This is a genomic window from Microbacterium natoriense (assembly GCF_030816295.1).
In the GTDB taxonomy this organism is placed as follows: Bacteria; Actinomycetota; Actinomycetes; order Actinomycetales; family Microbacteriaceae; genus Microbacterium; species Microbacterium natoriense_A.
Window position 1 is genome coordinate 2,850,368 of record NZ_JAUSXV010000001.1, and the last position, 22,921, is coordinate 2,873,288.

Genomic DNA, 22,921 nt, shown 5'->3' on the forward strand with positions numbered 1-22,921 from the left:
GTTCCCCTATGGACACCTTGGATGTCATTCCGCTGCGATCCTTCCTCGCCATCGCGTCGTGCGGCGGATTCCACCGCGCGGCCGCTGCGCTCCACCTCAGCCAATCGGCTGTCAGCCAGCACGTCCGGCGCCTGGAACAGGTCGTCGGAGCGCCGCTCGTCGAACGCAATGGACGGCTCATGATGTTCACCCCGAGAGGCGAGATCCTCCTGTCAGAAGCTCGCCGGATCCTCGACGTGCACGACGAAGTGCTTCGAACGGTTCGGGTTCCCCATGAGACCGACACCCTGGTGCTCGGGTCCACCGAGCACGGCGCCGAACAGATGCTCCCCGAGATCATCGCCTCGCTGCGGCATGCCGCGCCTGGCACGGAGGTGAGACTCCGCCTGGATCGAACCGCCAGAGTGACCGAAGCCCTTGAGGCAGGCCGACTGGATCTCGCTGTGGTCCTCGAGATCGGCACGGCGAGCCCCCTCCAGCCGAAGCTCCGGCTCGGCTGGTTCGCGTCGCCCGAATGGACTGCGCCTTCCGATGGCCCGGTTCCGCTCGTCCAGTTCGATCCGCCATGCGTGATGCGCCCCGCTGTTCTGGAGCTCATGGCCGCGAGCGGGCGACCCTTTCACACCGTCGTCGAGGTTGGCGACCTTGCGGGCGGCCAATCGGCCGCCCGCTCGGGCCTCGGCGCGATCCTGCTTCCCGTCGTCGATCGCGGGCTGGAAGGGCTGCGTCCCGTGCTCGGCCTCCCCGAGCCTCCGCCCGTGCGCATGCGGGTCCGGGGTCGCGACGGCGTGCCGGCGCGTATCGTCCGTGTCGTCCAGGACGCCGTGGACACCGCTTTCAGCTGAGGGAGCCCTTTGCTCAGGCGTACTCGGCGAGAGTCTGTTCAGCCCGCGCGCCGGTAGTGCATGGCGACCGCACCACAGCGGAGCGGCTCCGCCGAGATCAGATCGAGTCGTCTTGTGCTCGCAAGCCCGCTCTCGTACAGCGTCGGCCCGTGACCCGCGATCCTCGGGTGTACGAGGAATCTGTACTCGTCGATCAGGTCCAGGCGATCGAGTTCCGTCGCGAGCCTGCCGCTGCCGAGGAGCACGCCGTCCGGGGTCCTGTCCTTGAGCTCCTGCACGGTCGTGCGCAGAGCACCGGCGAGGTGGTGGCTGTTGTTCCACGGAAAATCGTGGCGCGTCGACGACACCACGTACTTGGGCTTCGCTTCGAGCTTGAGCGCCCACTCTCGCAACGTCGGCGGGGCGTCCTCCTCGCCGCGAGCGATGGCGGGCCAGGAGCTCTCCATCATCTCGTATGTCGTCCGTCCCCACAGCATGGCGCCGGCACCGTCCATGAGACGCGTGAAGAAGGCATGCGTCTCATCGTCGGCGATTCCCTCTCGATGATCGACGCATCCGTCGAGGGTGACGTTGATGCTGAAGGTCAGCAGTCCCATGAGGCGAGTGTAGAGTCCGCTGCGCGAGGCCGCCATCGTTGCGTGCGGAGAATCCGGTGGGCCCTGCCGGGATCGAACCGACGACATCCACGGTGTAAACGTGGCGCTCTACCAGCTGAGCTAAAGGCCCTTCCTGATCATCCTAACCATGCTCGAGCGCCGCCGTGAGCGTCACCGCTCCAGCGTGACCTCGTGATCGACCCGGCCGAGCTTGTCGGGGTTCGCGACCGAGTAGATGCGGGTGATCCGCCCCTGTTCGACCGTCACCGTCACGATTCCCGCCAGCTGTCCGTCCAGTTCGACCCGGATCCCCGGCTGGCCGTTGATCGTCGTGGCAGTCGCATGAATGGCTCCGACGACCTTCGCGAGGCTCCCGGCCAGGTAGCGGACGATCGTGGCCGCGCCGATCAGCGGCCGGCGTGCCGCGCCGCGGACCTTGCCGCCGCCATCCGCGACCGACACGACGTCCGGCGCGAGGACATCCATCAGCCCCTGGATGTCTCCGGTGTTCAGGGCCGCGACGAGTCGATCGACCGCGCGCTCGTGCTCTGAGCGCACCACGGTGACACGCGGCCGCCGCGCCGCGACGTGGTCCTTCGCGCGATGCGCGATCTGCCGCACCGCTGCGGGCGTCTTGGCCACGGCATCCGCGATCTCGTCGTACGGCACGTCGAACACCTCACGCAGCACGAACACCGCCCGCTCGGCCGGGCTCAGCGTCTCGAGCACGGTCAGCATGGCGATCGACAGACTGTCGGCTAGTTCGACGTCATCCGCCACATCCGGAGCCGTCAGCAGCGGTTCGGGCAGCCACTCGCCGACGTAGTCCTCCCGGCGTCGCGACACGGAGCGGATGTGGTTGAGCGCCTGCCTGCTCACGATGCGCACGAGATACGCCTTGGGCGTTGCGACCTGGTCGCGGTCGACCGCCGCCCAGCGCAACCACGACTCCTGCAGCACATCCTCGGCATCCGCAGCGGATCCGAGGATCTCGTACGCCACGGTGAAGAGCAGGTTGCGGTGGACGACGAACGGATCGTCTGCGGCGGTCTCGGCGCTTTCCATGACGGCGAGCCTACGCGGACGTCGGCGCCGAGTCGCGGAGCGCAGATCGCTCGGCGAGCGGAGGCAGGCCGCAGGCGTCCGCGAACTCCTCGGAACGGATGCCGAGCGCCACGTTCATGCGGGCGCTCATGTTCATGAACGCGACCCTGGCGGCGAGCTCGACGAGCGCGGCGGGTCCGAGATCCGCGAGCAGAGCGTCGGAGAGCTCGTCCGTCACGGCCGGCGGCGTCTGGCTCGCCGCCTCGGCGTACTCCATGACCCTGCGCTCGAGCGGTGTGAACACGGTGGCCTCGCGCCACCGCGGCACCTGACGGATCTTGTTCGCGTCCAGTCCGTGGTTGTGGCCCATGAAGTAGTTGAAGTCGAGGCAGAAGCTGCAGCCGATCGTGGCCGCCGCCGCCATCGCCGCGTAGGAGGCGAGATCCCGGTCGAGTTCCTTCCATCCCTCGGCCTTGCGCCCGATGCCCATGGCGTCCTTCATCACCGCCGGGTGGTTCCAGAGCACCCCGACCGATTCGGGCACACGGCCCATCATCTTCTTCGCGAACATCTTCACCATGGCGCCGTAGACACCGGTGACCTCGGCCGCCGGGATGCGTGTCGTGCTGCTGTTCATGTTCGTGTCTCCCTTTCCTACGGGTCCGGTATTCCCGGCCTCGACATGGAGACACCGCCCGGTTCGCGGATGTGACACCTGGCTCTGCGATCGTCCCCGGCATCCGCTCCTCCGTGATCGGGGATAGGGTAAACATCGGCGCGCGTTGTGCACTCCCGACAAGGCTGCCCGCGTCGCTCTCCGATTCTTGGCGTGACCCGCCAGCTTGACGAAAGGTTCCACCCCGTGACCGTGCACGACCAGGATCCGTACTCCCAGGGCCCCCTCGACAGCGATCCCGAAGAGACCGGCGAGTGGCAGCAGTCGCTCGACGAGCTCGTCGACGCGAAGGGCCACGGACGTGGCCGCGAGATCATGCTGAGCCTGCTCAAGCGCTCCAAGGAGCTGCATCTGGGTGTGCCGATGGTCCCGACCACCGACTACATCAACACGATCGCTCCGGAGAACGAGCCGGAGTTCCCCGGTGACGAAGAGGTCGAGCGCCGCTACCGCGCCTGGATCCGCTGGAACGCCGCTGTCACGGTGCACCGCGCACAGCGCCCCGGCATCGGAGTCGGCGGGCACATCTCCACCTACGCGTCGTCGGCCGCCCTCTACGAAGTCGGCTTCAACCACTTCTTCCGCGGTGCGGACAACCCCGGTGGCGCGGACCAGATCTTCATCCAGGGCCACGCCTCCCCCGGCATCTACGCCCGTTCGTTCCTCGAGGGCCGCCTGAGCGAGCAGCACCTCGACGGCTTCCGCCAGGAGCAGTCGCAGGCGCCGTTCGGCATCCCGTCGTACCCGCACCCGCGCCAGATGCAGGACTACTGGCAGTTCCCGACCGTGTCGATGGGCCTCGGCCCGATCAACGCGATCTACCAGGCCATGGCGAACCGCTACGTCGAGAACCGCGGCATCAAGGACACCTCGTCCTCGCAGGTGTGGGCCTTCCTCGGCGACGGCGAGATGGACGAGATCGAGAGCCGCGGTCAGCTGCAGGTCGCAGCGAACGAGGGTCTCGACAACCTCAACTTCGTCATCAACTGCAACCTGCAGCGCCTCGACGGCCCCGTGCGCGGCAACGGCAAGATCATCCAGGAGCTGGAGTCGTACTTCCGCGGCGCCGGCTGGAACGTCATCAAGGTCGTGTGGGGCCGCGAGTGGGACGACCTGCTCGCCCGCGATGCAGACGGCGCCCTGCTCAACATCATGAACGCCACGCCCGACGGCGACTACCAGACCTACAAGGCCGAGTCCGGCGCGTACATCCGCGAGCACTTCTTCGGCAAGGACGAGCGCGCAGCGGCCCTGGTGTCGGACTACACCGACGACCAGATCTGGCACCTCAAGCGCGGCGGCCACGACTACCGAAAGGTCTACGCGGCGTTCAAGGCCGCGGCCGAGCACAAGGGGCAGCCGACCGTCATCCTGGCGAAGACGGTCAAGGGCTACGGCCTCGGCCCGCACTTCGAGGGCCGCAATGCGACCCACCAGATGAAGAAGATGACGCTGGACAACCTCAAGACGTTCCGCGACACCATGCACATCCCGATCACGGATGCGCAGCTCGAGGAGAACCCGTACCTGCCCCCGTACTACAACCCGGGACCCCAGGACGAGACGATCCAGTACATGCTCGAGCGCCGCCGCAGCCTCGGCGGATTCCTGCCCGAGCGCCGCTCGACGCACGTCGGCCTGTCACTGCCGGATGACTCCGCGTACGCCCTGCCCAAGAAGGGCTCCGGCACGCAGGAGATCGCCACGACAATGGCGTTCGTCCGCCTGCTGAAAGACCTGCTGCGTTCGAAGGACTTCGGTCACCGCATCGTGCCGATCATCCCCGACGAGGCGCGCACCTTCGGCATGGACGCGTACTTCCCGACGGCGAAGATCTACAACCCGAACGGCCAGCACTACACCTCGGTCGACCGGGAGCTCCTGCTCGCCTACAAGGAGAGCCCGCAGGGACAGATCGTGCACGTCGGCATCAACGAGGCGGGCGCCCTCGCGGCGTTCACCGGCATCGGCACGTCGTACGCGACGCACGGCGAGCCGCTGATCCCGATCTACATCTTCTACTCGATGTTCGGCTTCCAGCGCACGGGCGACGCCCAGTGGGCCGCCGGCGATCAGATGGCCCGCGGCTTCATCATGGGCGCCACCGCCGGTCGCACCACGCTGACCGGCGAAGGCCTGCAGCACGCCGACGGACACTCGCACCTGCTGGCGTCGACGAACCCGGCGACGGTGTCGTACGACCCGGCCTACGGCTACGAGATCGCGCACATCGTGCGCGACGGCCTGGAGCGCATGTACGGCGGCAACCACCCCGACCCGAACGTGATGTACTACATCACGCTGTACAACGAGCCCTACGTGCAGCCGGCCGAGCCTGAGAACGTCGACGTGGACGGCATCGTCCGCGGCATCCACCGCGTGTCCGCGGGCGAAGGTGAAGGCCCCCGCGCCCAGCTGTTCGCCTCGGGCGTCGGCCTGCCCTGGGCTCTGGAGGCTCAGGAGCTGCTGAAGAACGACTGGGGCGTCGTCGCCGACGTGTGGTCGGTCACCTCGTGGACCGAGCTGCGCCGCGACGGCCTCGCCGCCGACGAGCACAACTTCCTGCACCCGGAGGAGGAGCCCCGCACGGCCTACCTCACCCAGAAGCTGCAGGGCGCCGAGGGCCCGGTCGTCGCGGTCAGCGACTTCATGCACGCCGTGCAGGATCAGATCCGTCCGTGGGTCCCGAACCGCTACGCGACGCTCGGCGCCGACGACTTCGGCTTCTCCGACACGCGCGCCGCCGCTCGTCGCTACTTCAAGATCGACGGGCCGTCGATGGTCGTGCGCACGCTGCAGGCACTCGCTGAAGACGGCGTCGTCGACCGCTCGCTCGCCGCGCAGGCGATCCAGAAGTACAGCCTGCACGACGTGAACGCGGGCACCAGCGGCAACGCGGGCGGCGAAAGCTGAGCCATCGGTGACAGACTCGTCTCCCACCGGCATGGACAAGGCCGCGACTCTCACCTGGCTGCGCCGGATCTCCGGCGACATCGCCTCGGTGACGATCAAGCGGCTGGAGGACACGCTCCCCTGGTACGCCGACATGCCACCAGCCCGCCGCTCCGCGGTCGGGCTGGTGGCCCAGGCGGGCATCACCTCGTTCATCCAGTGGTACGACGACCCGACCTCGACGCCATGGATCGCCGCTGACATCTTCGCCGCCGCTCCACGCGAGCTGCTGCGCAGCGTAAGCCTGCAGCAGACGCTGCAGCTGATCCGCGTCACCGTGGAGGTGACCGAGGAGCGCGTCGCCGGCAAGGGCAACGATCTCCGCGAGGCGATCCTGCTGTACTCCCGCGATGTGGCCTTCGCCGCCGCGGACGTCTACGCCCGTGCCGCCGAGGCGCGAGGCCTCTGGGATGCGCGCCTCGAGGCGCTCGTCGTGGATTCGATCCTCACGGGCGAGGCCGACGAGGAGCTGCCCAGCCGCATCGCGGCGCTCGGCTGGCACGGACATGGCGAGGTCGCCGTGCTGGTCGGCACGACTCCCCCGCAGTTCGACGTCGATCTCGTCCGCCGCACCGCCAGGAAGCTCGGCGTCGATGTGCTCATCGGAGTGCAGGGTTCGCGGCTCGTCCTCGTGCTCGGACGCGCCCGCGTCGCCGGTCAGGACGGCGAAGACGACGAACTCGGCTTCCAGGAGATCGCGACGCGGCTCGAGCCGTCTTTCGGCCCCGGGTACGTCGTGCTGGGTCCCGCCGTCGCGGCGCTGGTCGACGCGAGTCAGAGCGCCCGCGCCGCGCTCGCTGGGTTCGCGGTCGCGCGCGCCTGGCGCAACGCCCCGCGCCCCGTGGAGGCCGATGATCTGCTCCCCGAGCGCGCCCTCGCCGGCGATCCGCTCGCCAAGCAGACGCTGATCGAGCGGATCTACCGACCGCTGCAGGCGCACTCGACCGATCTCGTCACCACGCTGTGGAGCTATCTCGACAACGGCCGGTCCCTCGAGGCCACCGCACGCGAGCTGTTCGTCCATCCGAACACGGTGCGCTACCGTCTCAAGCGCGTCAGCGAGGTCATCGGGTGGGACGCGACGGGTCCCCGCGAGGCGCTGATCCTGCAGACCGCACTGGTGCTCGGGTCGATCGGGGCCGCCGATCAGATCCGTCGGCGCCCTCCGCAGCGTCGTACGGCACGCTGACTCTGTGCGCCACACACAAGCGTTCTCGCGAATCTTGTGATGGTTCATCCACCGCGCACGCCCAAACGTTGGCAAGATGGTGAGGTGATCGTCTACGCCTGCCCCGGTCAGGGTTCTCAGACCCCGGGCTTCCTCTCCCCTTGGCTCGAACTCGACGGTGTGGCAGAGCAGCTCGCCGCCTACTCCGAGGCCGCGGAGGTCGACCTCCTCCTCCACGGCACCGAGTCCGATGCAGACACCATCCGCGACACGCGCATCGCGCAGCCGCTGATCGTCGCCGCGTCCCTCATCGCCGAGCGCCAGCTGCTCGAACGCGCGGGCCGCCGCCCCGACGGCATCGCCGGGCACTCCGTCGGCGAGCTCGCCGCGCTGGCGGGTGCCGGCGTGATCTCCGCCGACACCGCGATGCGCCTGGTCGGCGTGCGCGGACGGGCGATGGCGGATGCCGCCGCGCAGACGCCGACCGGCATGAGCGCCGTGCTCGGCGGCGATGAGGACGCCGTGCTGGCACGACTCGCGGAACTCGACCTCACGCCCGCGAACTACAACGGCGGGGGGCAGATCGTCGCGGCCGGTGCGCTTCCCGCACTCGCCGCCCTCGCCGAGGAGCCGTTGCGCGGCACCCGCGTGATCCCGCTGCAGGTCGCCGGCGCGTTCCACACCCCCTACATGGCGCCCGCCGTCGCCGCCCTCCGCGATGCGGTCGCCGGCGTCGAGGCATCCGATCCCGACGTCACGCTCTGGACCAACCGCGACGGCTCCACCGTGTCCGACGGCGCCACCGCGCTGAACTTCCTCGTCGACCAGGTGTCGTCCCCCGTGCGCTGGGACCTGTGCATGGCGTCCTTCGCCGAACAGGGCATCACCGGCCTCGTCGAACTCACCCCCGCGGGCGCTCTCGTCGGCCTCGCCAAGCGCGGGCTGCGGGGCGTACCCACCGTCGCCGTGAAGACCCCTGAAGACCTCGACGCAGCCGTCGCGCTGCTGAACGGAGACGCCGCATGAGCGCCACTCTCAACCAGCTCACCGGTCCCGCCTACACGCGCATCTACTCCTACGGAGCGGCGCGCGGTGAGAACGCCGTCCCGAACGACGACCTCGTGGGCCCGATCGACTCGAGCGACGAGTGGATCCGTCAGCGCACCGGCATCATCACGCGGGTGCGCGCCGACAAAGACACGGACGCCATCGATCTCGCCGCCATCGCCGGTCTCGAGGCCATCGAGAAGTCGGGCGTGCCTGCCGACCAGGTCGACCTGGTGATCGTCGCGACGATCAGCAACCCGAAGCAGTCGCCGTCTGTCTCGGCGATCGTCGCAGACCGCGTGGGCGCGAACCCCGCCGCCGCTTACGACATCAACGCGGCCTGCGCGGGGTACGCCTACGCCGTGGCTCAGGCCGACGCGCTCATCCGCGCTGGCGCGGCGAAGTACGCGCTCGTGATCGGCACCGAGAAGCTGTCCGACATCGTCGACCCGACCGACCGCAGCATCTCGTTCCTGCTGGGCGACGGAGCCGGCGCCGCGCTGATCGGCCCGAGCGACACGCCGGGCATCGCGCCGGCCGTCTGGGGATCGGACGGCTCGAAGGCGGATGCCGTGGGCATGAACGGCACGCTGACCGAGTTCCGCGACGGCCAGGTGCCGTGGCCCACGCTGCGGCAGGAGGGTCAGACCGTCTTCCGCTGGGCCGTGTGGGAGATGGCCAAGGTCGCCCGGGAGGCGCTCGACAAGGCGGGTGTCGAACCGGCCGACATCGCCGCGTTCATCCCGCACCAGGCGAACATGCGCATCATCGACGAGTTCGCCAAGCAGCTCAAGCTCCCCGACACGACGGTGATCGCCCGCGACATCGAGACCACGGGCAACACGTCCGCCGCCTCCATCCCGCTTGCAAGCCACCGCTTGATGGCCGAGCACCCCGAGCTCTCCGGTGGCCTCGCCCTGCAGATCGGCTTCGGCGCCGGGCTCGTGTTCGCCGCACAGGTCGTCGTCCTCCCCTGAGAACGCCCCGACCTTCTCTAGACTGTTCCACGGTTCCGAAAACAACCCGCAAGAAAGAGGAAGACCACATGGCTTTCACCAACGATGAGGTCCTCGCTGGCCTCGCAGAGCTGATCACCGACGAGACCGGCATCAACGCCTCCGAGGTCGCCCTCGAGAAGTCGTTCACCGACGACCTCGACATCGACTCGATCTCGATGATGACGATCGTCGTCAACGCCGAGGAGAAGTTCGGCGTCACCATCCCCGACGACGAGGTCAAGAACCTGAAGACCGTCGGCGACGCCGTCAGCTTCATCGTCGCAGGCCAGGAGTAATCCGGGCGGGATGCCACCCCCGCCATCCGCGGGGCGTGGCATCCTCCACTCTGCCCTCATCTCGCACGTAACCCGTACGACAAGGAACCACACCATGACCAAGCGCATCGTCGTCACCGGCATCGGCGCCACGTCCGCCATCGGCGGGACTGCTCCCGACAACTGGAGCAACCTGCTCGCCGGTATGTCCGGCACCCGCACGCTCGAGCACGACTGGGTCAAGCAGTACGAGCTGCCCGTCACCTTCGCGGCCGAGGCGATCGTCCGCCCTGAAGAGGTGCTCCCCCGCCACGAGGCGAAGCGCCTCGACCCCTCGTCGCAGTTCGCTCTGATCGCGGCTCGCGAGGCGTGGGAGGATGCCGGATCCCCCGAAGTCGCGCCTGAGCGCCTCGGCGTCGACTTCGCCACCGGCATCGGCGGCCTGTGGACGCTTCTCGACGCCTGGGACACGCTGCGCGAGAAGGGACCGCGCCGGGTCATGCCGCTGACGGTGCCCATGCTCATGCCGAACGCCGCCGCGGGCAACCTGTCGCTGCAGTTCCACGCGCGGGCTTATGCGCAGACCGTCGTCAGCGCGTGCGCCTCGAGCACCGAGTCGATCCTCCACGCCTTCCATCACCTGCAGGAGGGGCTCGCCGACGTCGTGATCGCCGGCGGCACCGAGTCGGCGATCCACCCGATCACCATGGCGTCCTTCGCCTCGGCTCAGGCCCTGTCCCGCCGCAACGACGACCCCGCCACCGCTTCGCGCCCCGGCGCGATCGACCGCGACGGCTTCGTGATGGGCGAGGGGGCGGCGGTCCTCATCCTCGAGACCGAGGAGCACGCGAAGGCCCGCGGCGCCAAGATCTACGGCTATGTGCTCGGCGGCGGTGTGACCGCTGACGCCTACCACATCACCGGAAACGACCCCGAGGGCTCCGGCGCCGCGCGTGCCGTCACGCAGGCTCTGGAAGAGGCCGGCATCACTCCCGACCAGATCGCCCACATCAACGCCCACGCGACGTCGACCCCGGTCGGCGACCCGAACGAGTACGTCGCCCTGCAGCGCGTGTTCGGCGATCGCCTCAAGGACATCCCCGTCTCGGCGACCAAGGCGTCGACCGGACACCTGCTCGGCGGGACCGGAGCACTCGAGGCGATCTTCACGCTCCTCGCGCTGCGTGACCGCGTCGCCCCGCCGACGATCAACATGACCGAGCCCGATCCGGCAGTGCCGTTCAAGCTGTCGGGCGAGTCCCAGCCGCTCGGCGAGGGCACGCTGTACGCGATCAGCAACTCCTTCGGCTTCGGCGGTCACAACGCGGTCGTCGCGTTCGCCGGCGCGGAGGACTGAGCGCAGCTGACTGAGCGCGCCTGACACGTGAAGCGGCCCCCGGATCGGATCCGGGGGCCGCTTCGTCGTGAAGGGGTCAGGCCGTTGCGAGCACGCGCGAACGTTCCTGTCGCATCCGGGTGATGCGCGGCAGGAACCATCCGATGAGCGGTCCGACGCCGAAAGCGAAGATCACGGTGCCGACGCCGACGGGGCCGCCGAGCAGGAACCCGATCACGAGCACGGTGCCTTCGATCAGGGTGCGCACGATCCACACGGGCCAGCCGGTCCTGCGCACGAGCCCCGTCATCAGCCCGTCGCGAGGACCCGGCCCGAAGTCAGCCGCTATGTAGAGGCCGGTCGCGAAGGCGAGGAGCACGAGACCGAGGAGAAACACCGGAGCACCCACCCAGATCGACGGCATCGGCGGTATCAGGGCGAGCGCGAGGTCAGCGCTCGGGCCGATCAGCAGTGCGTTGATCACGGTGCCGAGCCCCAGCCGCTGGCGAAGCGGGATCCACAGCAGGAGCACCACGGCGGCGATGAGATTGGTGACGAGACCGAAGCCGATGCCGCCCGTTCCGGACACTCCGATCGCCAGCACGTCCCACGGCGACACACCGATCCCTCCGCGGATCATCAACGCCAGAGCCACGCCGTACAGGAACAGGCCGACGACGAGCTGGAGCAGACGCTCGGCGAGGTCACGGCGGCTCGTCACGACGATCGGCAGGAAGATCTTCGACAGGGGGGTTCGGGTGCGGGACGTCGACATACGGCCATCCTCACGCTGTCGCCCCGTCGAATCCGCGGGCCACTCGAGGGAAAGTGGCCTGGTGAATTCAGTCCACTTCGGGGGCAGAATGGATGCATGGCTTCACGTCTCGTCGAGCAGCTCGACGCGCAGACCGTCGCAGGTGCGACCGCGGCGGCGCTCGCGGAGCACATCCGCGCCCTGATCCTCGATGGACGGCTCACTGTCGGAGAGCGTCTGCCCAGCGAGCGCTCGCTGGCTCTCGAGCTCAGGCGGTCCCGCTCGACCATGACGCGCACCTACGACCTTCTCGAAGAGGGCGGCTACGTGAGCCGTCTGCACGGCGGGGGAACACGCGTCGCGCTGCCTTACGCACGCGGATCCGCATCCGCAGATCATGACGACTCCGCGATCGACCTCTCGATCGCATCGATGGATTCCACTCCCGGCCTCTACGACGCGACGGTCCGCTCGCTCCCCCGGCTCGCCGCACTGCGAGCGACGAGCGGCTACTCGCTGCGAGGCATGCCCGAGCTGCGCGAAGCCGTCGCCCAGCGCTTCGTGCAGCGGGGCGTCGACACCGATCCTGATGAGATCATCATCACCTCCGGTGCGCTCAACGCCCTGCACCTCGTGCTGGCCACGGTCGGACGCCGCGGAGAGCGCGCACTCGTCGAACAGCCGACGTTCCCGCACGCACTGGAGGCTCTGCGCCACCACGGCTATCGACTCCTGCCGACCCCCGTCGATGGGCACGGCTGGGATCAGGGGCATCTGACGGACATTCTCCTGCGCGGTCGTCCGCACGTCGCGTACCTCATCCCGGACTTCCACAATCCCACAGGTGCGACTCTGTCGGACCCGGAGCGCGTTCGCATCGCGACGACGGCTCGCAGTTCGGGAACACGTCTGATCGTCGACGAGACGACGACGGAGCTCGACATCGACCGGGGCTGGTCACCACTGCCGATGGCGGCATACAGCCCGAGTGTGATCACCGTGGGCTCGATGTCGAAGATCGCCTGGGGCGGAATGAGGATCGGCTGGATCAGAGCGGAGCGATCGTTGATCGAGCGGCTGCTCGCCGTACGCCCGTCATTCGAGCTCGGTACCGCACTGCTCGAGCAGTGCATCGCGGTCGATCTGCTCGAAGACATGCCGGCGCTCTCCGCGCACGTGCGCTCGCGCCTGCACGCAGGTCGCGCGGCGGCGGCCGCCGGGCTGGAGACGATGGGCCTCGCGATGCCGCCCACGCATGGCGGATTGTCGGCCTGGGTGGATCTGGAGGCACCGATCTCGACCACTCTGTCGCTGGCCGCGCGGGAACACGGGCTCATCCTCCCCCCGGGCCCGCGGTTTTCGACAGGAGGCGTGCTGGAGCGCCGCGTGCGCATCCCGATCACCTTGACCCCCGACCGGATGTCGGAGGCGATGTCGCGGCTGCGCCGCGCATGGGACGAGGTCCTCGGCGGCGCGACCGCCAGCGCCGCCGCCGAGCAGACGCGTACCGCCGTCATCTGAGCTGCTGCGACGACGAGGGAACCCCGCCTCCTGTGCGCAGAGGCGGGGTTCTCGTCGTTGGAGTGGGATACGTCTTCTCAGCGTCCGGGGCGACTCACCGGCATCCGGTACTCACGCCTTCCCACTCCAGGTCCATGGTTCATCCGACCTTGTGGAGCCACACCACACGCGCGTCATCGCTCGCGTGGCGGAACGGCTCCAGCTCTTCGTCCCAGGCCGAGCCGAGCGCGATATCGAGTTCGCGCTGCAGCTCGACCATGTTTCCCGCCGCGATCTCCATCGCGTAACGGATCCGATCTTCGCCGATCACGACGTTGCCTGCGGCATCCGTCTGGGCATAGTGGATGCCGAGATCGGGTGTGTGCATCCAGCGTCCGCCGTCGCTGCGCGGCGTGGGATCCTCGGTGACCTCGAAACGCAGGTGCTCCCACCCTCGGATGGCGGTCGCGAGGGCCGCACCTGTGCCCACAGGGCCATCCCAGTAGAACTCCGCCCGGCGGGCACCATCCAGCACCGGCTGGTCCGCCCAGTCGAAGTTCACCGCACGCCCGATAGCGCGACCCACCGCCCACTCGAGGTGCGGGCAGAGCGCGCGAGGCGCAGAGTGGATGAACACCACTCCACGTGCGTAAGCCGTCGCCATGATCTCTCCGTTTCATCAGGTGCGTCTTCCCCAACGACCTGAAACCAACGAAGTGTGGCGCGATATGCGGTTATGCGCCTATTCTCACGCACGAAGGCGGAAATCACAAGGATGTGATTCCCGCCTTCGTGCGTGTCGACAGGCTCGGCGACCCGAAAGAGGGTCAGGCCTCGCTCATGGCCTGCTTGACCTGCTGCCCCTTGGCCGCGTAGTAAGCGGCACGGGCCGCGTCACGCTGAGCCTGCTCGGCGTAGCCGGCCTCGAGGACCTCCTGGGGCACCTCGACCTGCTCGTGCTGGTCGGTGCCGTGGTACTTCTCGATGTACGCGTCGAGCTCGGGGCCCGACTCCCACGACGTGATCAGGCAGTAGCGCGGCTCGGTGCCGTTGTGCGTGGTGGCGTGCCACAGGCGCTGGGTGTCCACGATGAGCTGCGCACCGGCCGGGAGGGCGATGCGGTACTCGATGCTGGGGTCCGTGCGGTTCTCACGCAGGACGAAGTAGCTGTCCTTGTCGTCCGTCAGGTTGAAGAATCCGCGCACGACCCAGCCGGTGCCGTCGGGGTTCAGACGGTTGTTGTCGTCCTGGTGGAGGTTGTAGAGGCACTCGCCGTACGGAGTCGGCTGCAGCTCGATGACGCGGCAGCGGCCGACGTTGGCGCCGGGCTCCTTGGCACGGGCGGTCAGGGTCGGCGCGAGCGCGGTCTGCGAGTCGATCCAGACGCCATCCTTGTCGGTGCGCGGCGGCTTGTGGTTCCAGAAGCCGTTGCACTCGATCTCGCCCTTGGCGCTGGCCAGCGGCGAGAAGCGCGTGTCACCGGACGACTTCCAGTCGACGTACTCGATGTCGAGCCACTCCCGCGGGTCGACCTCCTCGCCGTAGCTGTCGAGGATGACGAAGCCCTTTTCTTCGAGGGCGGCGGACTTGATGTATCCCATGATCTGAACCAGATCCTCTCATCGGGGGCCAGCACGTTTTAACAGGCCCTGATAAGGCAAGCCTAACAGCGCGACCTCGGAGCGCCCCGGATGGTCGCCGGGTTTATCCGCATAGACTTTTTCGCATGAGCACTGCCACCAATGTCGAGGCGACGGCTGTCAACACGATCGAGTGGCTATCCGCCGGATCCACCACGATCCTGGTGCCCGTGTACCAGCGTCAGTACCGCTGGGACATCGGCGGATGCGAGCGGCTCCTCGCCGACATCCGCGCCGTCGCCGACGAAGACGACGGGCACCGCCACTTCATCGGATCGATCCTCTCCGCGCATGATTCGTCGGAGGCATCCGACCTCATCCTGATCGACGGGCAACAGCGCATCACGACCCTGATGCTGCTGGTCGCAGCTCTCCAGCACGCCGTGCGCGAGAGCGATCCGACGCTCGCGCACGAACTCGGACGGGTTCTGGTGCGCGCCGACGACCCGGCGCGCACGCGTCTGCGCCCCCACGACGCCTGGGCCGACCTCTACGAGTCGGTCGTGCTCGATCGCCGTGCGGGCGCCGACCGGGAATCCCGCTTCGACGACAACTACGCCTTCTTCCGCAGCCAGGTGCAGGTCGGCGAGGTGCCGCGCATCTGGCGCGGTCTGCAGCGTCTCGAGCACGTGTCGATCACGCTCGGAGCCGAGGCGAACGCCCAGCAGATCTTCGAGAGCCTCAACTCGACCGGAGAGCCGCTGCGCGATCACGAGCTCATCCACAACTACATCCTGATGGGACTCACCCACGCCGAGCAGCTCGAGGTCGAAGCGCGCTTCTGGCTTCCCATCGAGCAGCACACCGGCGAGGCGATCGGCGCCTTCTGGCGGCACTACCTCGTGATGACGACCGGGCGCGAAGTCGCCGCGAACGGCGAGCACGGCGTGTACAGCGCCTTCCGTCAGTCCTTCCCTCGCGTCGACGTCGAGCATCTGCAGGCGGATGCCGAGATCTGGCGCCACTTCGCGGAGATCTACGGCGTCCTGCTCGATCCGTCGAAGGAACCGGATGCCGGAATCGCTCAGCAGCTGCGCTTCGTGAACACCTTCGGCCGTGCCGCGTATCCGCTCGTGCTGAGCGTGTACAGCGATCACGTGCGAGGAGTCATCGACCGCGACGAGTTCATCGAGACCCTCGAGTGGATCCAGGCCCTGTACCTGCGTCGCACCCTGGTGAACCTGCCGAACGAGCGTCTCATCGCGCGCCTGTGCCGCGCCCGCGCCGAGGGGCGGGAGTCGCTCGCGCGCGCCGTGGCCCGCATCACGCCGTCGGATGAACGCGTCAGCGCGGTGCTCAAGTACTCCGAGCTCCCCCACGCGGCATATGTGCTGGGGCGCCTCGAAGGAGTCGACGAGCCGCTGGATTACGACGTGGAGAAGCTCGTGCCCGCCGTTCCCGGCGACAGCTGGTCGGGCGACGGCATCCGCTCCTGGTCCGAGTACGGCGACGACGAGCAGAACAGCCTGCGCGCCCTCGCCCCGACGCTCGGCAACCTGACGCTGCTCGAGCCGCGGCTCGCCGAGCGCGTGTTCGGCGCCGCCTATCCGGTGAAGCGCGTCGAGGCATACGCACGCAGCGCCGTACCCGCCACGCGAGAGCTGGATTCCGTCGAGGTCTGGAACTCCGCAGCGATCACGCGGCGCACGATCCGATTGACCGCCGAACTGCTGCGGATCTGGGCACGACCGGCGCTGCCCGAGATCGACGACGACGGGCTCACCCCCATCCTCGATGCGGTCCGTCGTCGGGGCTGGCCCGCGGGATGGGAGCGCGAGTTCGACTACGTCGAGTACCGCGGCGAGCGGTGGGAGGTGCCCGATGTCAGGTACCTCTTCAACCGGGTGATGCGCCGCGCGTGGACCGACACGCGAGAGGCGGCGCTGTCGTACTGCGCCAAGCACGGCGGTCCGATCTACAACGAGATGGCGTGGAAGGGACAGTGGGACGAGTTGGACGAGTCGCACTTCCTCTACATGGGCTGGGATTCCAACTACATGATGAACGCCGTGCAGGGCGTGCTCGAGGAGTCCGGTCTGGCAGCCGAGGTGTTCGTCAAGTACTCCTACATCGGGAACGTGATGTAGTCGGCGACGACGGCAGAAACTGCGACCCGGGGCGTTAGGCTCGACGGGTGAGCACCGTTGTCCGTCGCATGCTGGATCTGACCGTCGAAGAGCACACTCTCACCGTCCCGCTCGTCTGGTCGGATCCTTCCGACCAGCGCACGATCGACATCTTCGCGCGCGTCGTGTCGCGCGACGGCGGCGAAGCACTCCCCTATCTGGTCTTCCTTCAGGGTGGCCCCGGTCACGAGGCGCCTCGCCCGTTCCATTCGTCGACCTCACCGGCCTGGCTCGACGAGGCGCTCGCGCACTACCGTGTCGTCATGCTCGACCAGCGCGGGACCGGGCTGTCTTCCCCCGTCGGCGATGCTGATCTCGAACAGGGGTCGGCGTTCGTCGCCGAGCACCTCACCCACCTGCGCGCCGACGCGATCGTGCGCGATTGCGAGGCCGTTCGAGAGCACCTGGGCGCAGCCTCGTGGAGCGTCCTCGGTCAGTCCTTCGGCGGATTCACCACTCTGGCCTATCTGACCACGGATGCCGCATCCCTCGACGACGTCTTCATCACCGGCGGCCTCAGCACCGTCAGCCGCCCGGCCGACGATGTCTATGCGCTCTGCTACGACAAGATGCGCACGGCATCCGAAAAGTACTATCGTCGCTTTCCCGAGCACAGGGACGTCATGCGTCGTCTGGTGGACCGCGCGGATGCCGGCGGCATCGTGCTGCCCGATGGCGAGGTCGTCTCCGCGTCCCGCCTGCGCTCGGTCGGCTCGGCGCTCGGCACGAACGACGGCTGGCAGATGCTCTGGTCGCTGCTCGAGCGGGATCCCTCATCGAACGCCTTCCGACACGACCTGATGCACGCCATGCCGTTCAGCGGCCGCAACCCGATGTACTTCGCGTTCCACGAATCGAGCTACGCGAGCGGTCAGGCCACACGATGGTCAGCCGAGCGGGTCGAGCCCGACGACTTCCGCGACGACGTGACGCTGTTCACCGGCGAGCACATCCGTCGGGAGTGGACCGAGACCGTCCCCGCCTTCCGGCCCTGGCGTGACGTGGCATTCGCACTCGCCGAGTTCGAATGGCCTGCGATCTACGATTCCGAGGCCATCGCCGCCTCCGGGGCGACGGGAGCCGCCGCCGTGTACGTCAACGACGTGTACGTGCCGCTCGAGTTCTCGCTGGAGACCGCTTCCCTGTTGCCCGGCGTTCAGACGTGGGTGACCAGCGAGCACGAGCACAACGGCGTGCGGTCGGGCCCCGTGCTGACCCGCCTCATCGACCTCGCGCACGGTCGCAGCATCCGCTGAGGATCCCTCTCACGGGGGATGCCACGCTCTGCGGCCTGCGTCTAGCCTGGGCTCGTGGGCGACGTGCTGGGATACCTCGTGACCGTCGCGATCCTCCTGCTGATCGCGAGCGCGGTCATCGTCATGGTCGTGATCGCATACTCGAAGACGCCGCTCGAGAAGAAGTACGAGAACGCGGGCGGTGGACTCGGCGGCGCCTTCGACGCGATCTGGATGCCGTCGGCATACGAGGCCGGCATGGAGCGCGACCGTCAGACGCGTCGGACGGCACCGGCCCCTGCACCTGGCGATCCCCCGAGCACGATAGATGGCGATCACATCGTCATCGACATCTGACCCTCCGACATCACGACGAAGGCCCCGCTCTCCGAGGAGAACGGGGCCTTCGTCGTGACGGTCCTTACTTGGAGCCGCCGAAGCCCTTGAAGCGCTGGTTGAACTTCTCGACGCGACCGGCCGAGTCCATGATGCGCTGCTTGCCCGTGTAGAACGGGTGCGAGGCCGAGGAGATCTCGACGTCGATGACGGGGTACTCCACACCGTCCAGCTCGATGGTCTTGTCGCTGGTGACGGTGGAGCGGGTGAGGAAGGTCTCGCCCGAGCCGAGGTCGCGGAACACGACGGCCTGGTAGTCGGGGTGGATGTCAGTCTTCATGGGATTCCTTAGCTGATGCCCTGGATTGTGCCAGGGTCGGGGAAGTCTGCGGTGCAGAGAGCACCAAGGGTCGAGTCTAGCAGAATCAGGATGCTGCGCGCGCGGCGTAGCGACCGCCGTCGGCGGTGAGCACGATCGGCATGCCGAACGCCTCGGTGAGCGACTCGGCGGTGAGCGCCTCGGCGATCGGACCGGCTGCGACGACCTTGCCCTCGCGGATCAGCAGCACGTGGGTGAAGCCGACCGGGATCTCCTCGACGTGGTGCGTCACCATGAGCATCGCCGGTGTCGACGGCGACGAGGCGTAACCGCTGAGCAGCGCGAGCAGCTCTTCGCGCGAGCCGAGGTCGAGCGATGCGGTCGGCTCGTCGAGCAGCAGCAGCTCCGGGTCGGTCATCACCGCGCGGGCGATCTGCACGCGCTTCTGCTCGCCATCGCTGAGCGTCCCGAACAGGCGATCGGCGAGGTGATCGAGCTTCCACTCGGCGAGGACGCGCAGCGCGCGACGGTCGTCGATGCCCTCGTACTCCTCGTTCCAACGTCCGAGAACCGAGTACGCAGCCGTGAGCACGGAGTTCAGCACCGTCTCGTCACGCGGGATGCGCTTGGCGAGAGCCGAGGAGGCGAATCCGATGCGCGGACGCACCTCGAACACGTCGGTGCGGCCCAGGGTCTCCCCCAGCACCTCGACGGTGCCGGACGTCGGATGCATGAGCGTGTCGGCCAGCTGGAGCAGCGTGGTCTTGCCGGCGCCGTTGGGCCCGAGCACCACCCAGCGCTGGTCGTCCTGCACCTGCCAGGTCACGTGATCGATGATGTTGCGCCCTTCGCGGCGCACGACGACGTCGGTGAATTCCAGAGCGCGTGGCATGCTGCCAAGCCTATCGGCTCAGTCGGTCAACTCCTCGTAGAGGGCGCGCGTGGTGTCGGCGATCGCACCCCAGCTGAACTCCTCCTTGGCGCGCTCTCGACCGGCTTCTCCGTACGCCTCGGCCTTCACCGGATCCGCAGCGACCTCGGTGAGCACCGCCGCGAGGTCCGCGACATACGTCTCCGGATCGACCGGGGTGCCCGTGCCGTCCTGCACCTGCTCGATCGGAACGAGGCGGCCGGTGACGCCGTCGTCGACGACCTCCGGTATTCCGCCGGTCGCGGTGCCGACGACCGCGGCGCCGCATGCCATGGCCTCGAGGTTCACGATGCCGAGCGGCTCGTAGACCGACGGACAGACGAAGGTCGTGGCGGCCGTGAGGATGGCCGAGAGCTCATCGCGCGGCAGCATCCGCTCGATCCAGATGACGCCTTCCCGCGTCTGCTGCAGCAGACGCACCCCCTCCTGCACCTCGGCCATGATCTCCGGCGTGTCCGGAGCGCCTGCGCACAGGATGAGCTGCACGTCGGCCGGCAATCGGCTCGCGGCCTGCAGCAGATACGGCAGGCCCTTCTGGCGGGTGATGCGACCGACGAAGACGACCGAAGGGCGGTTCGGGTCCATGCCGATCGACGCGAGGAACTCGGGGTTGTGCACGGGACGCCAACGCTCGACGTCGATGCCGTTGTGGATCACCCGAACCTTGGCCGGGTCGACGTTCGGATAGCTGCGCAGGATGTCGTTGCGCATCCCCGCGCTCACCGCGATCACGGCGGCGGCGTTCTCGTAGGCGAGCTTCTCGATGCCGCTGGACACCGCGTATCCGCCTCCCAGCTGCTCGGCCTTCCACGGGCGCAGAGGTTCGAGGCTGTGCGCCGTGAGCACGTGCGGGATGCCGTGCAGCTGCGAGGCGATGTGACCGGCGAAGTTCGCGTACCAGGTGTGACTGTGCACGAGATCGGCATCCGAGATCGCCGACACGATCTCGAGATCGGTGCCGAGAGTCTGCAGTGCCGCGTTCGCGTTCGCGAGTTCCGAAGGAGACCGGTACGCGTACGTGCCGGTCTCGTCGCGAGGCGCGCCGAATGCGCGGACGCTCACGTCGATGCGCTCGCGGAGGGCTGCAACCAGCTCCGCGACATGCACCCCGGCACCGCCGTAGATCTCCGGCGGGTACTCCTTCGTGATCATTTCAACTCGCATGTTCGAAACGCTAGTACACGACGGGAATGGCCCTCTAGGGTGGAGCCATGTCCGCACCAAAGAAGATCTTCGGCATCATCCTCGCCGGCGGCGAGGGCAAGCGACTCATGCCCCTCACGGCAGACCGCGCAAAACCTGCAGTGCCGTTCGGCGGACAGTACCGACTGATCGATTTCGCGATCTCGAATCTCATAAACTCCGGTCTCAGACAGATCGTGGTCCTCACGCAGTACAAGTCCCACAGCCTCGACCGTCACATCTCGCAGACCTGGCGGATGTCCGCTCTGCTCGACTCGTACGTCACCTCGGTTCCGGCGCAGCAGCGACTCGGCAAGCGGTGGTTCTCAGGCTCGGCCGACGCCATCCTGCAGAGCCTCAACCTGATCAACGACGAGAAGCCCGACATCGTGGTGGTGATCGGAGCCGACCACGTCTATCGCATGGACTTCCAGCAGATGCTCGACGCGCACATCGCCTCCGGCGCGAAGGCGACGGTCGCCGGCATCCGCCAGCCGCTGGCCCTCGCCTCCCAGTTCGGCGTGATCGACGCCGACACGGAATCCGGCCGCATCAAGCAGTTCCTCGAGAAGCCGACGGAGATCGAAGGACTGCCGGACGCACCGCACGAGGTCCTCGCCTCGATGGGCAACTACATCTTCGATGCGGACGCGCTGATCGCCGCCGTCGAGGCCGACGGCGAGTCGCCCACGTCCGGACACGACATGGGCGGCGACATCGTGCCGTACTTCGTCGAGCGTGGCGAGGCCGGCTACTACGACATGAAGCAGAACGAGGTCCCTGGCTCCTCGCCGCGCGACCGCTCGTACTGGCGCGACGTGGGTACGATCGACTCGTTCTTCGACGCCCACATGGACCTGATCTCCACGCTGCCGGTCTTCAACCTGTACAACATGGAATGGCCGATCCACTCGCAGGCCGTGAACTCGCCGCCCGCCAAGTTCGTGCGGGATTCGGTCGGGCGCATCGGCAATGCCATCGACTCGATCGTCTCCCTGGGCTGCGTTCTCTCCGGAACCCACGTCGAACGCAGCGTCGTCGGTCCGTGGACTCTCGCCGGCGGCGGCTCGACCATCACCGACTCCGTGCTGTTCGACCACGTCCGTGTCGGTGCGGGTGCGCGTGTGCACCGCGCGATCCTCGACAAGAACGTCGTGCTCGCCGACGGCGCCACGGTCGGCGTCGATCGCGAGCGCGACCTGGCGCGAGGATTCACTGTGACCGATTCGGGGATCACCGTCGTCGGCAAGGGCGTCTTCGTCGACCGCTGACGTCATCCGACGCGCGAGACGCGCGGCGGTCGCTAGGCTCGAACCTGTGACTGCCGCGCGCTTCCTCGTCGTCCTCGATGCCGATTCCACGCTCATCCGCAACGAGGTGATCGAGCTTCTCGCCGACGAGGCCGGGCGGCGCGAAGAGGTCCAGGCGGCCACCGAGGCTGCCATGCGCGGCGAGGTCGACTTCGCCGACAGTCTGCGCAGCCGGGTCGCAGCCCTGCAGGGGGTGCCGACGTCGGCGTTCGAGCGCGTGCGCGCTCGCATCGAGCCGACGCCGGGTGTGCGCGATCTCACCGCGGCCGTGCACGGGCGCGGTGGCGTGGTGGCCGTCGTGTCGGGCGGATTCCACGAGATCCTCGATGGCATCGCCCCCGGACTCGGCGTCGACCGATGGCGGGCGAACCGGCTCGAGGTCGCCGACGGTGCGCTCACAGGGCGGGTCGACGGGGAGATCGTGGATGCCGAGGCCAAGGCATCGTCTCTACTCGCCTGGGCTGCCGAACTCGGCATTGCGCCGCGGGCGACGATCGCCATCGGCGACGGCGCCAACGACCTGAAGATGATGGCGGTCGCGGGTCTCGGCCTGGCCTTCAACGCGAAGCCCGCGGTCCGCGCGGCCGCGAACCTCGTGATCGGCCCTCAGAACCTTGGCGAAGTCATCGCGCTGCTTCCGTAGCGGATGTC

Annotated in this window: 22 protein-coding genes and 1 tRNA gene; 13 read left to right on the plus strand and 10 right to left on the minus strand. The window is 68.0% G+C overall.

What is annotated here, in order from left to right; translation table 11 throughout:
• The first annotated feature begins 8 nt into the window (after positions 1 to 8).
• A complete protein-coding gene (locus QFZ53_RS13345) occupies positions 9 to 845 on the plus strand; it encodes a LysR family transcriptional regulator (protein ID WP_307297156.1) in 837 nt (278 codons plus the stop codon).
• 38 nt (positions 846 to 883) lie between these two features.
• Here the strand turns inward: QFZ53_RS13345 and QFZ53_RS13350 are convergent, their stop codons facing one another.
• From QFZ53_RS13350 to QFZ53_RS13365, 4 genes are all read right to left on the minus strand, one after another.
• Complete coding sequence (locus QFZ53_RS13350; RefSeq protein WP_307297158.1) at positions 884 to 1,441, minus strand: dihydrofolate reductase family protein; 558 nt, start codon at positions 1,439 to 1,441, stop codon at positions 884 to 886.
• A gap of 57 nt (positions 1,442 to 1,498) precedes the next feature.
• Positions 1,499 to 1,571, minus strand: a tRNA-Val gene (locus tag QFZ53_RS13355).
• A 41-nt stretch (positions 1,572 to 1,612) separates the two neighbouring features.
• Complete coding sequence (locus QFZ53_RS13360; RefSeq protein ID WP_307297159.1) at positions 1,613 to 2,506, minus strand: RNA polymerase sigma-70 factor; 894 nt, start codon at positions 2,504 to 2,506, stop codon at positions 1,613 to 1,615.
• A gap of 10 nt (positions 2,507 to 2,516) precedes the next feature.
• Entirely contained in the window at positions 2,517 to 3,122 is a 606-nt protein-coding gene (locus tag QFZ53_RS13365; RefSeq protein ID WP_292909741.1) for a carboxymuconolactone decarboxylase family protein, read from the minus strand.
• 225 nt (positions 3,123 to 3,347) lie between these two features.
• Here QFZ53_RS13365 and aceE point away from each other — a divergent pair, with 225 nt between their 5' ends.
• The 6 genes from aceE (at position 3,348) to QFZ53_RS13395 (ending at position 10,958) form a co-directional block, all read left to right on the plus strand.
• Complete coding sequence (gene aceE, locus QFZ53_RS13370; RefSeq protein WP_292909785.1) at positions 3,348 to 6,074, plus strand: pyruvate dehydrogenase (acetyl-transferring), homodimeric type; 2,727 nt, start codon at positions 3,348 to 3,350, stop codon at positions 6,072 to 6,074.
• Between the two features lie 31 nt (positions 6,075 to 6,105).
• A complete protein-coding gene (locus QFZ53_RS13375) occupies positions 6,106 to 7,302 on the plus strand; it encodes a PucR family transcriptional regulator (protein ID WP_292909783.1) in 1,197 nt (398 codons plus the stop codon).
• Positions 7,303 to 7,386: 84 nt separating this feature from the next.
• Positions 7,387 to 8,307, plus strand: a complete 921-nt coding sequence (locus QFZ53_RS13380; protein WP_307297161.1) for an ACP S-malonyltransferase — start codon at positions 7,387 to 7,389, stop codon at positions 8,305 to 8,307.
• On the plus strand, positions 8,304 to 9,305 hold the full coding sequence (locus tag QFZ53_RS13385) for a beta-ketoacyl-ACP synthase III (protein ID WP_307297163.1): 1,002 nt from the start codon (positions 8,304 to 8,306) through the stop codon (positions 9,303 to 9,305). The genes QFZ53_RS13380 and QFZ53_RS13385 overlap by 4 nt, the downstream gene beginning before the upstream one ends.
• Before the next feature lie 68 nt (positions 9,306 to 9,373).
• Positions 9,374 to 9,622, plus strand: coding sequence for an acyl carrier protein (locus tag QFZ53_RS13390; protein ID WP_017830435.1), 249 nt, complete (start codon positions 9,374 to 9,376; stop codon positions 9,620 to 9,622).
• Between the two features lie 94 nt (positions 9,623 to 9,716).
• Entirely contained in the window at positions 9,717 to 10,958 is a 1,242-nt protein-coding gene (locus QFZ53_RS13395; protein ID WP_292909735.1) for a beta-ketoacyl-[acyl-carrier-protein] synthase family protein, read from the plus strand.
• Between the two features lie 76 nt (positions 10,959 to 11,034).
• Here QFZ53_RS13395 and yczE read toward each other — a convergent pair whose 3' ends face one another.
• A complete protein-coding gene (gene yczE / locus QFZ53_RS13400) occupies positions 11,035 to 11,712 on the minus strand; it encodes a membrane protein YczE (protein ID WP_292909733.1) in 678 nt (225 codons plus the stop codon).
• Positions 11,713 to 11,808: 96 nt separating this feature from the next.
• On the opposite strand from yczE, the gene yczR reads away from it, so the two are divergent.
• The gene (yczR, locus tag QFZ53_RS13405; RefSeq protein ID WP_307297204.1) at positions 11,809 to 13,212 is read left to right on the plus strand and encodes a MocR-like transcription factor YczR; all 1,404 of its coding nucleotides are present in this window, start codon (positions 11,809 to 11,811) and stop codon (positions 13,210 to 13,212) included.
• A 139-nt stretch (positions 13,213 to 13,351) separates the two neighbouring features.
• Here the strand turns inward: yczR and QFZ53_RS13410 are convergent, their stop codons facing one another.
• Both QFZ53_RS13410 and QFZ53_RS13415 read right to left on the minus strand, forming a co-directional pair.
• Positions 13,352 to 13,855 carry a DUF3145 domain-containing protein gene (locus QFZ53_RS13410; protein WP_307297205.1) on the minus strand — a complete coding sequence of 168 codons (504 nt, stop codon included), beginning with the start codon at positions 13,853 to 13,855 and terminating at the stop codon, positions 13,352 to 13,354.
• Between the two features lie 163 nt (positions 13,856 to 14,018).
• Positions 14,019 to 14,792: a hypothetical protein gene (locus QFZ53_RS13415; protein WP_292909727.1), complete on the minus strand. Its 774-nt coding sequence runs from the start codon at positions 14,790 to 14,792 to the stop codon at positions 14,019 to 14,021.
• Between the two features lie 125 nt (positions 14,793 to 14,917).
• Here QFZ53_RS13415 and QFZ53_RS13420 point away from each other — a divergent pair, with 125 nt between their 5' ends.
• From QFZ53_RS13420 to QFZ53_RS13430, 3 genes are read left to right on the plus strand one after another with little or no spacing between them, the layout of a single operon-like run.
• Positions 14,918 to 16,918, plus strand: a complete 2,001-nt coding sequence (locus QFZ53_RS13420) for a GmrSD restriction endonuclease domain-containing protein (RefSeq protein ID WP_307297208.1) — start codon at positions 14,918 to 14,920, stop codon at positions 16,916 to 16,918.
• A 47-nt stretch (positions 16,919 to 16,965) separates the two neighbouring features.
• Positions 16,966 to 18,213, plus strand: a complete 1,248-nt coding sequence (locus tag QFZ53_RS13425; protein WP_307297210.1) for an alpha/beta fold hydrolase — start codon at positions 16,966 to 16,968, stop codon at positions 18,211 to 18,213.
• 54 nt (positions 18,214 to 18,267) lie between these two features.
• The gene (locus QFZ53_RS13430) at positions 18,268 to 18,549 is read left to right on the plus strand and encodes a hypothetical protein (RefSeq protein WP_307297212.1); all 282 of its coding nucleotides are present in this window, start codon (positions 18,268 to 18,270) and stop codon (positions 18,547 to 18,549) included.
• A 64-nt stretch (positions 18,550 to 18,613) separates the two neighbouring features.
• On the opposite strand, the gene QFZ53_RS13435 is transcribed toward QFZ53_RS13430, so the two are convergent.
• From QFZ53_RS13435 to glgA, 3 genes are all read right to left on the minus strand, one after another.
• Positions 18,614 to 18,868, minus strand: coding sequence for a type B 50S ribosomal protein L31 (locus tag QFZ53_RS13435; protein ID WP_045258427.1), 255 nt, complete (start codon positions 18,866 to 18,868; stop codon positions 18,614 to 18,616).
• Between the two features lie 85 nt (positions 18,869 to 18,953).
• Entirely contained in the window at positions 18,954 to 19,739 is a 786-nt protein-coding gene (locus QFZ53_RS13440) for an ABC transporter ATP-binding protein (RefSeq protein ID WP_307297217.1), read from the minus strand.
• 18 nt (positions 19,740 to 19,757) lie between these two features.
• The gene (glgA, locus tag QFZ53_RS13445; protein ID WP_307297219.1) at positions 19,758 to 20,942 is read right to left on the minus strand and encodes a glycogen synthase; all 1,185 of its coding nucleotides are present in this window, start codon (positions 20,940 to 20,942) and stop codon (positions 19,758 to 19,760) included.
• A 47-nt stretch (positions 20,943 to 20,989) separates the two neighbouring features.
• Here glgA and glgC point away from each other — a divergent pair, with 47 nt between their 5' ends.
• Together glgC and serB are read left to right on the plus strand one after the other, a co-directional pair.
• Complete coding sequence (gene glgC / locus QFZ53_RS13450) at positions 20,990 to 22,231, plus strand: glucose-1-phosphate adenylyltransferase (RefSeq protein ID WP_292909715.1); 1,242 nt, start codon at positions 20,990 to 20,992, stop codon at positions 22,229 to 22,231.
• A 46-nt stretch (positions 22,232 to 22,277) separates the two neighbouring features.
• Positions 22,278 to 22,913, plus strand: a complete 636-nt coding sequence (gene serB / locus QFZ53_RS13455; RefSeq protein ID WP_307297221.1) for a phosphoserine phosphatase SerB — start codon at positions 22,278 to 22,280, stop codon at positions 22,911 to 22,913.
• Positions 22,914 to 22,921 lie beyond the last annotated feature (8 nt).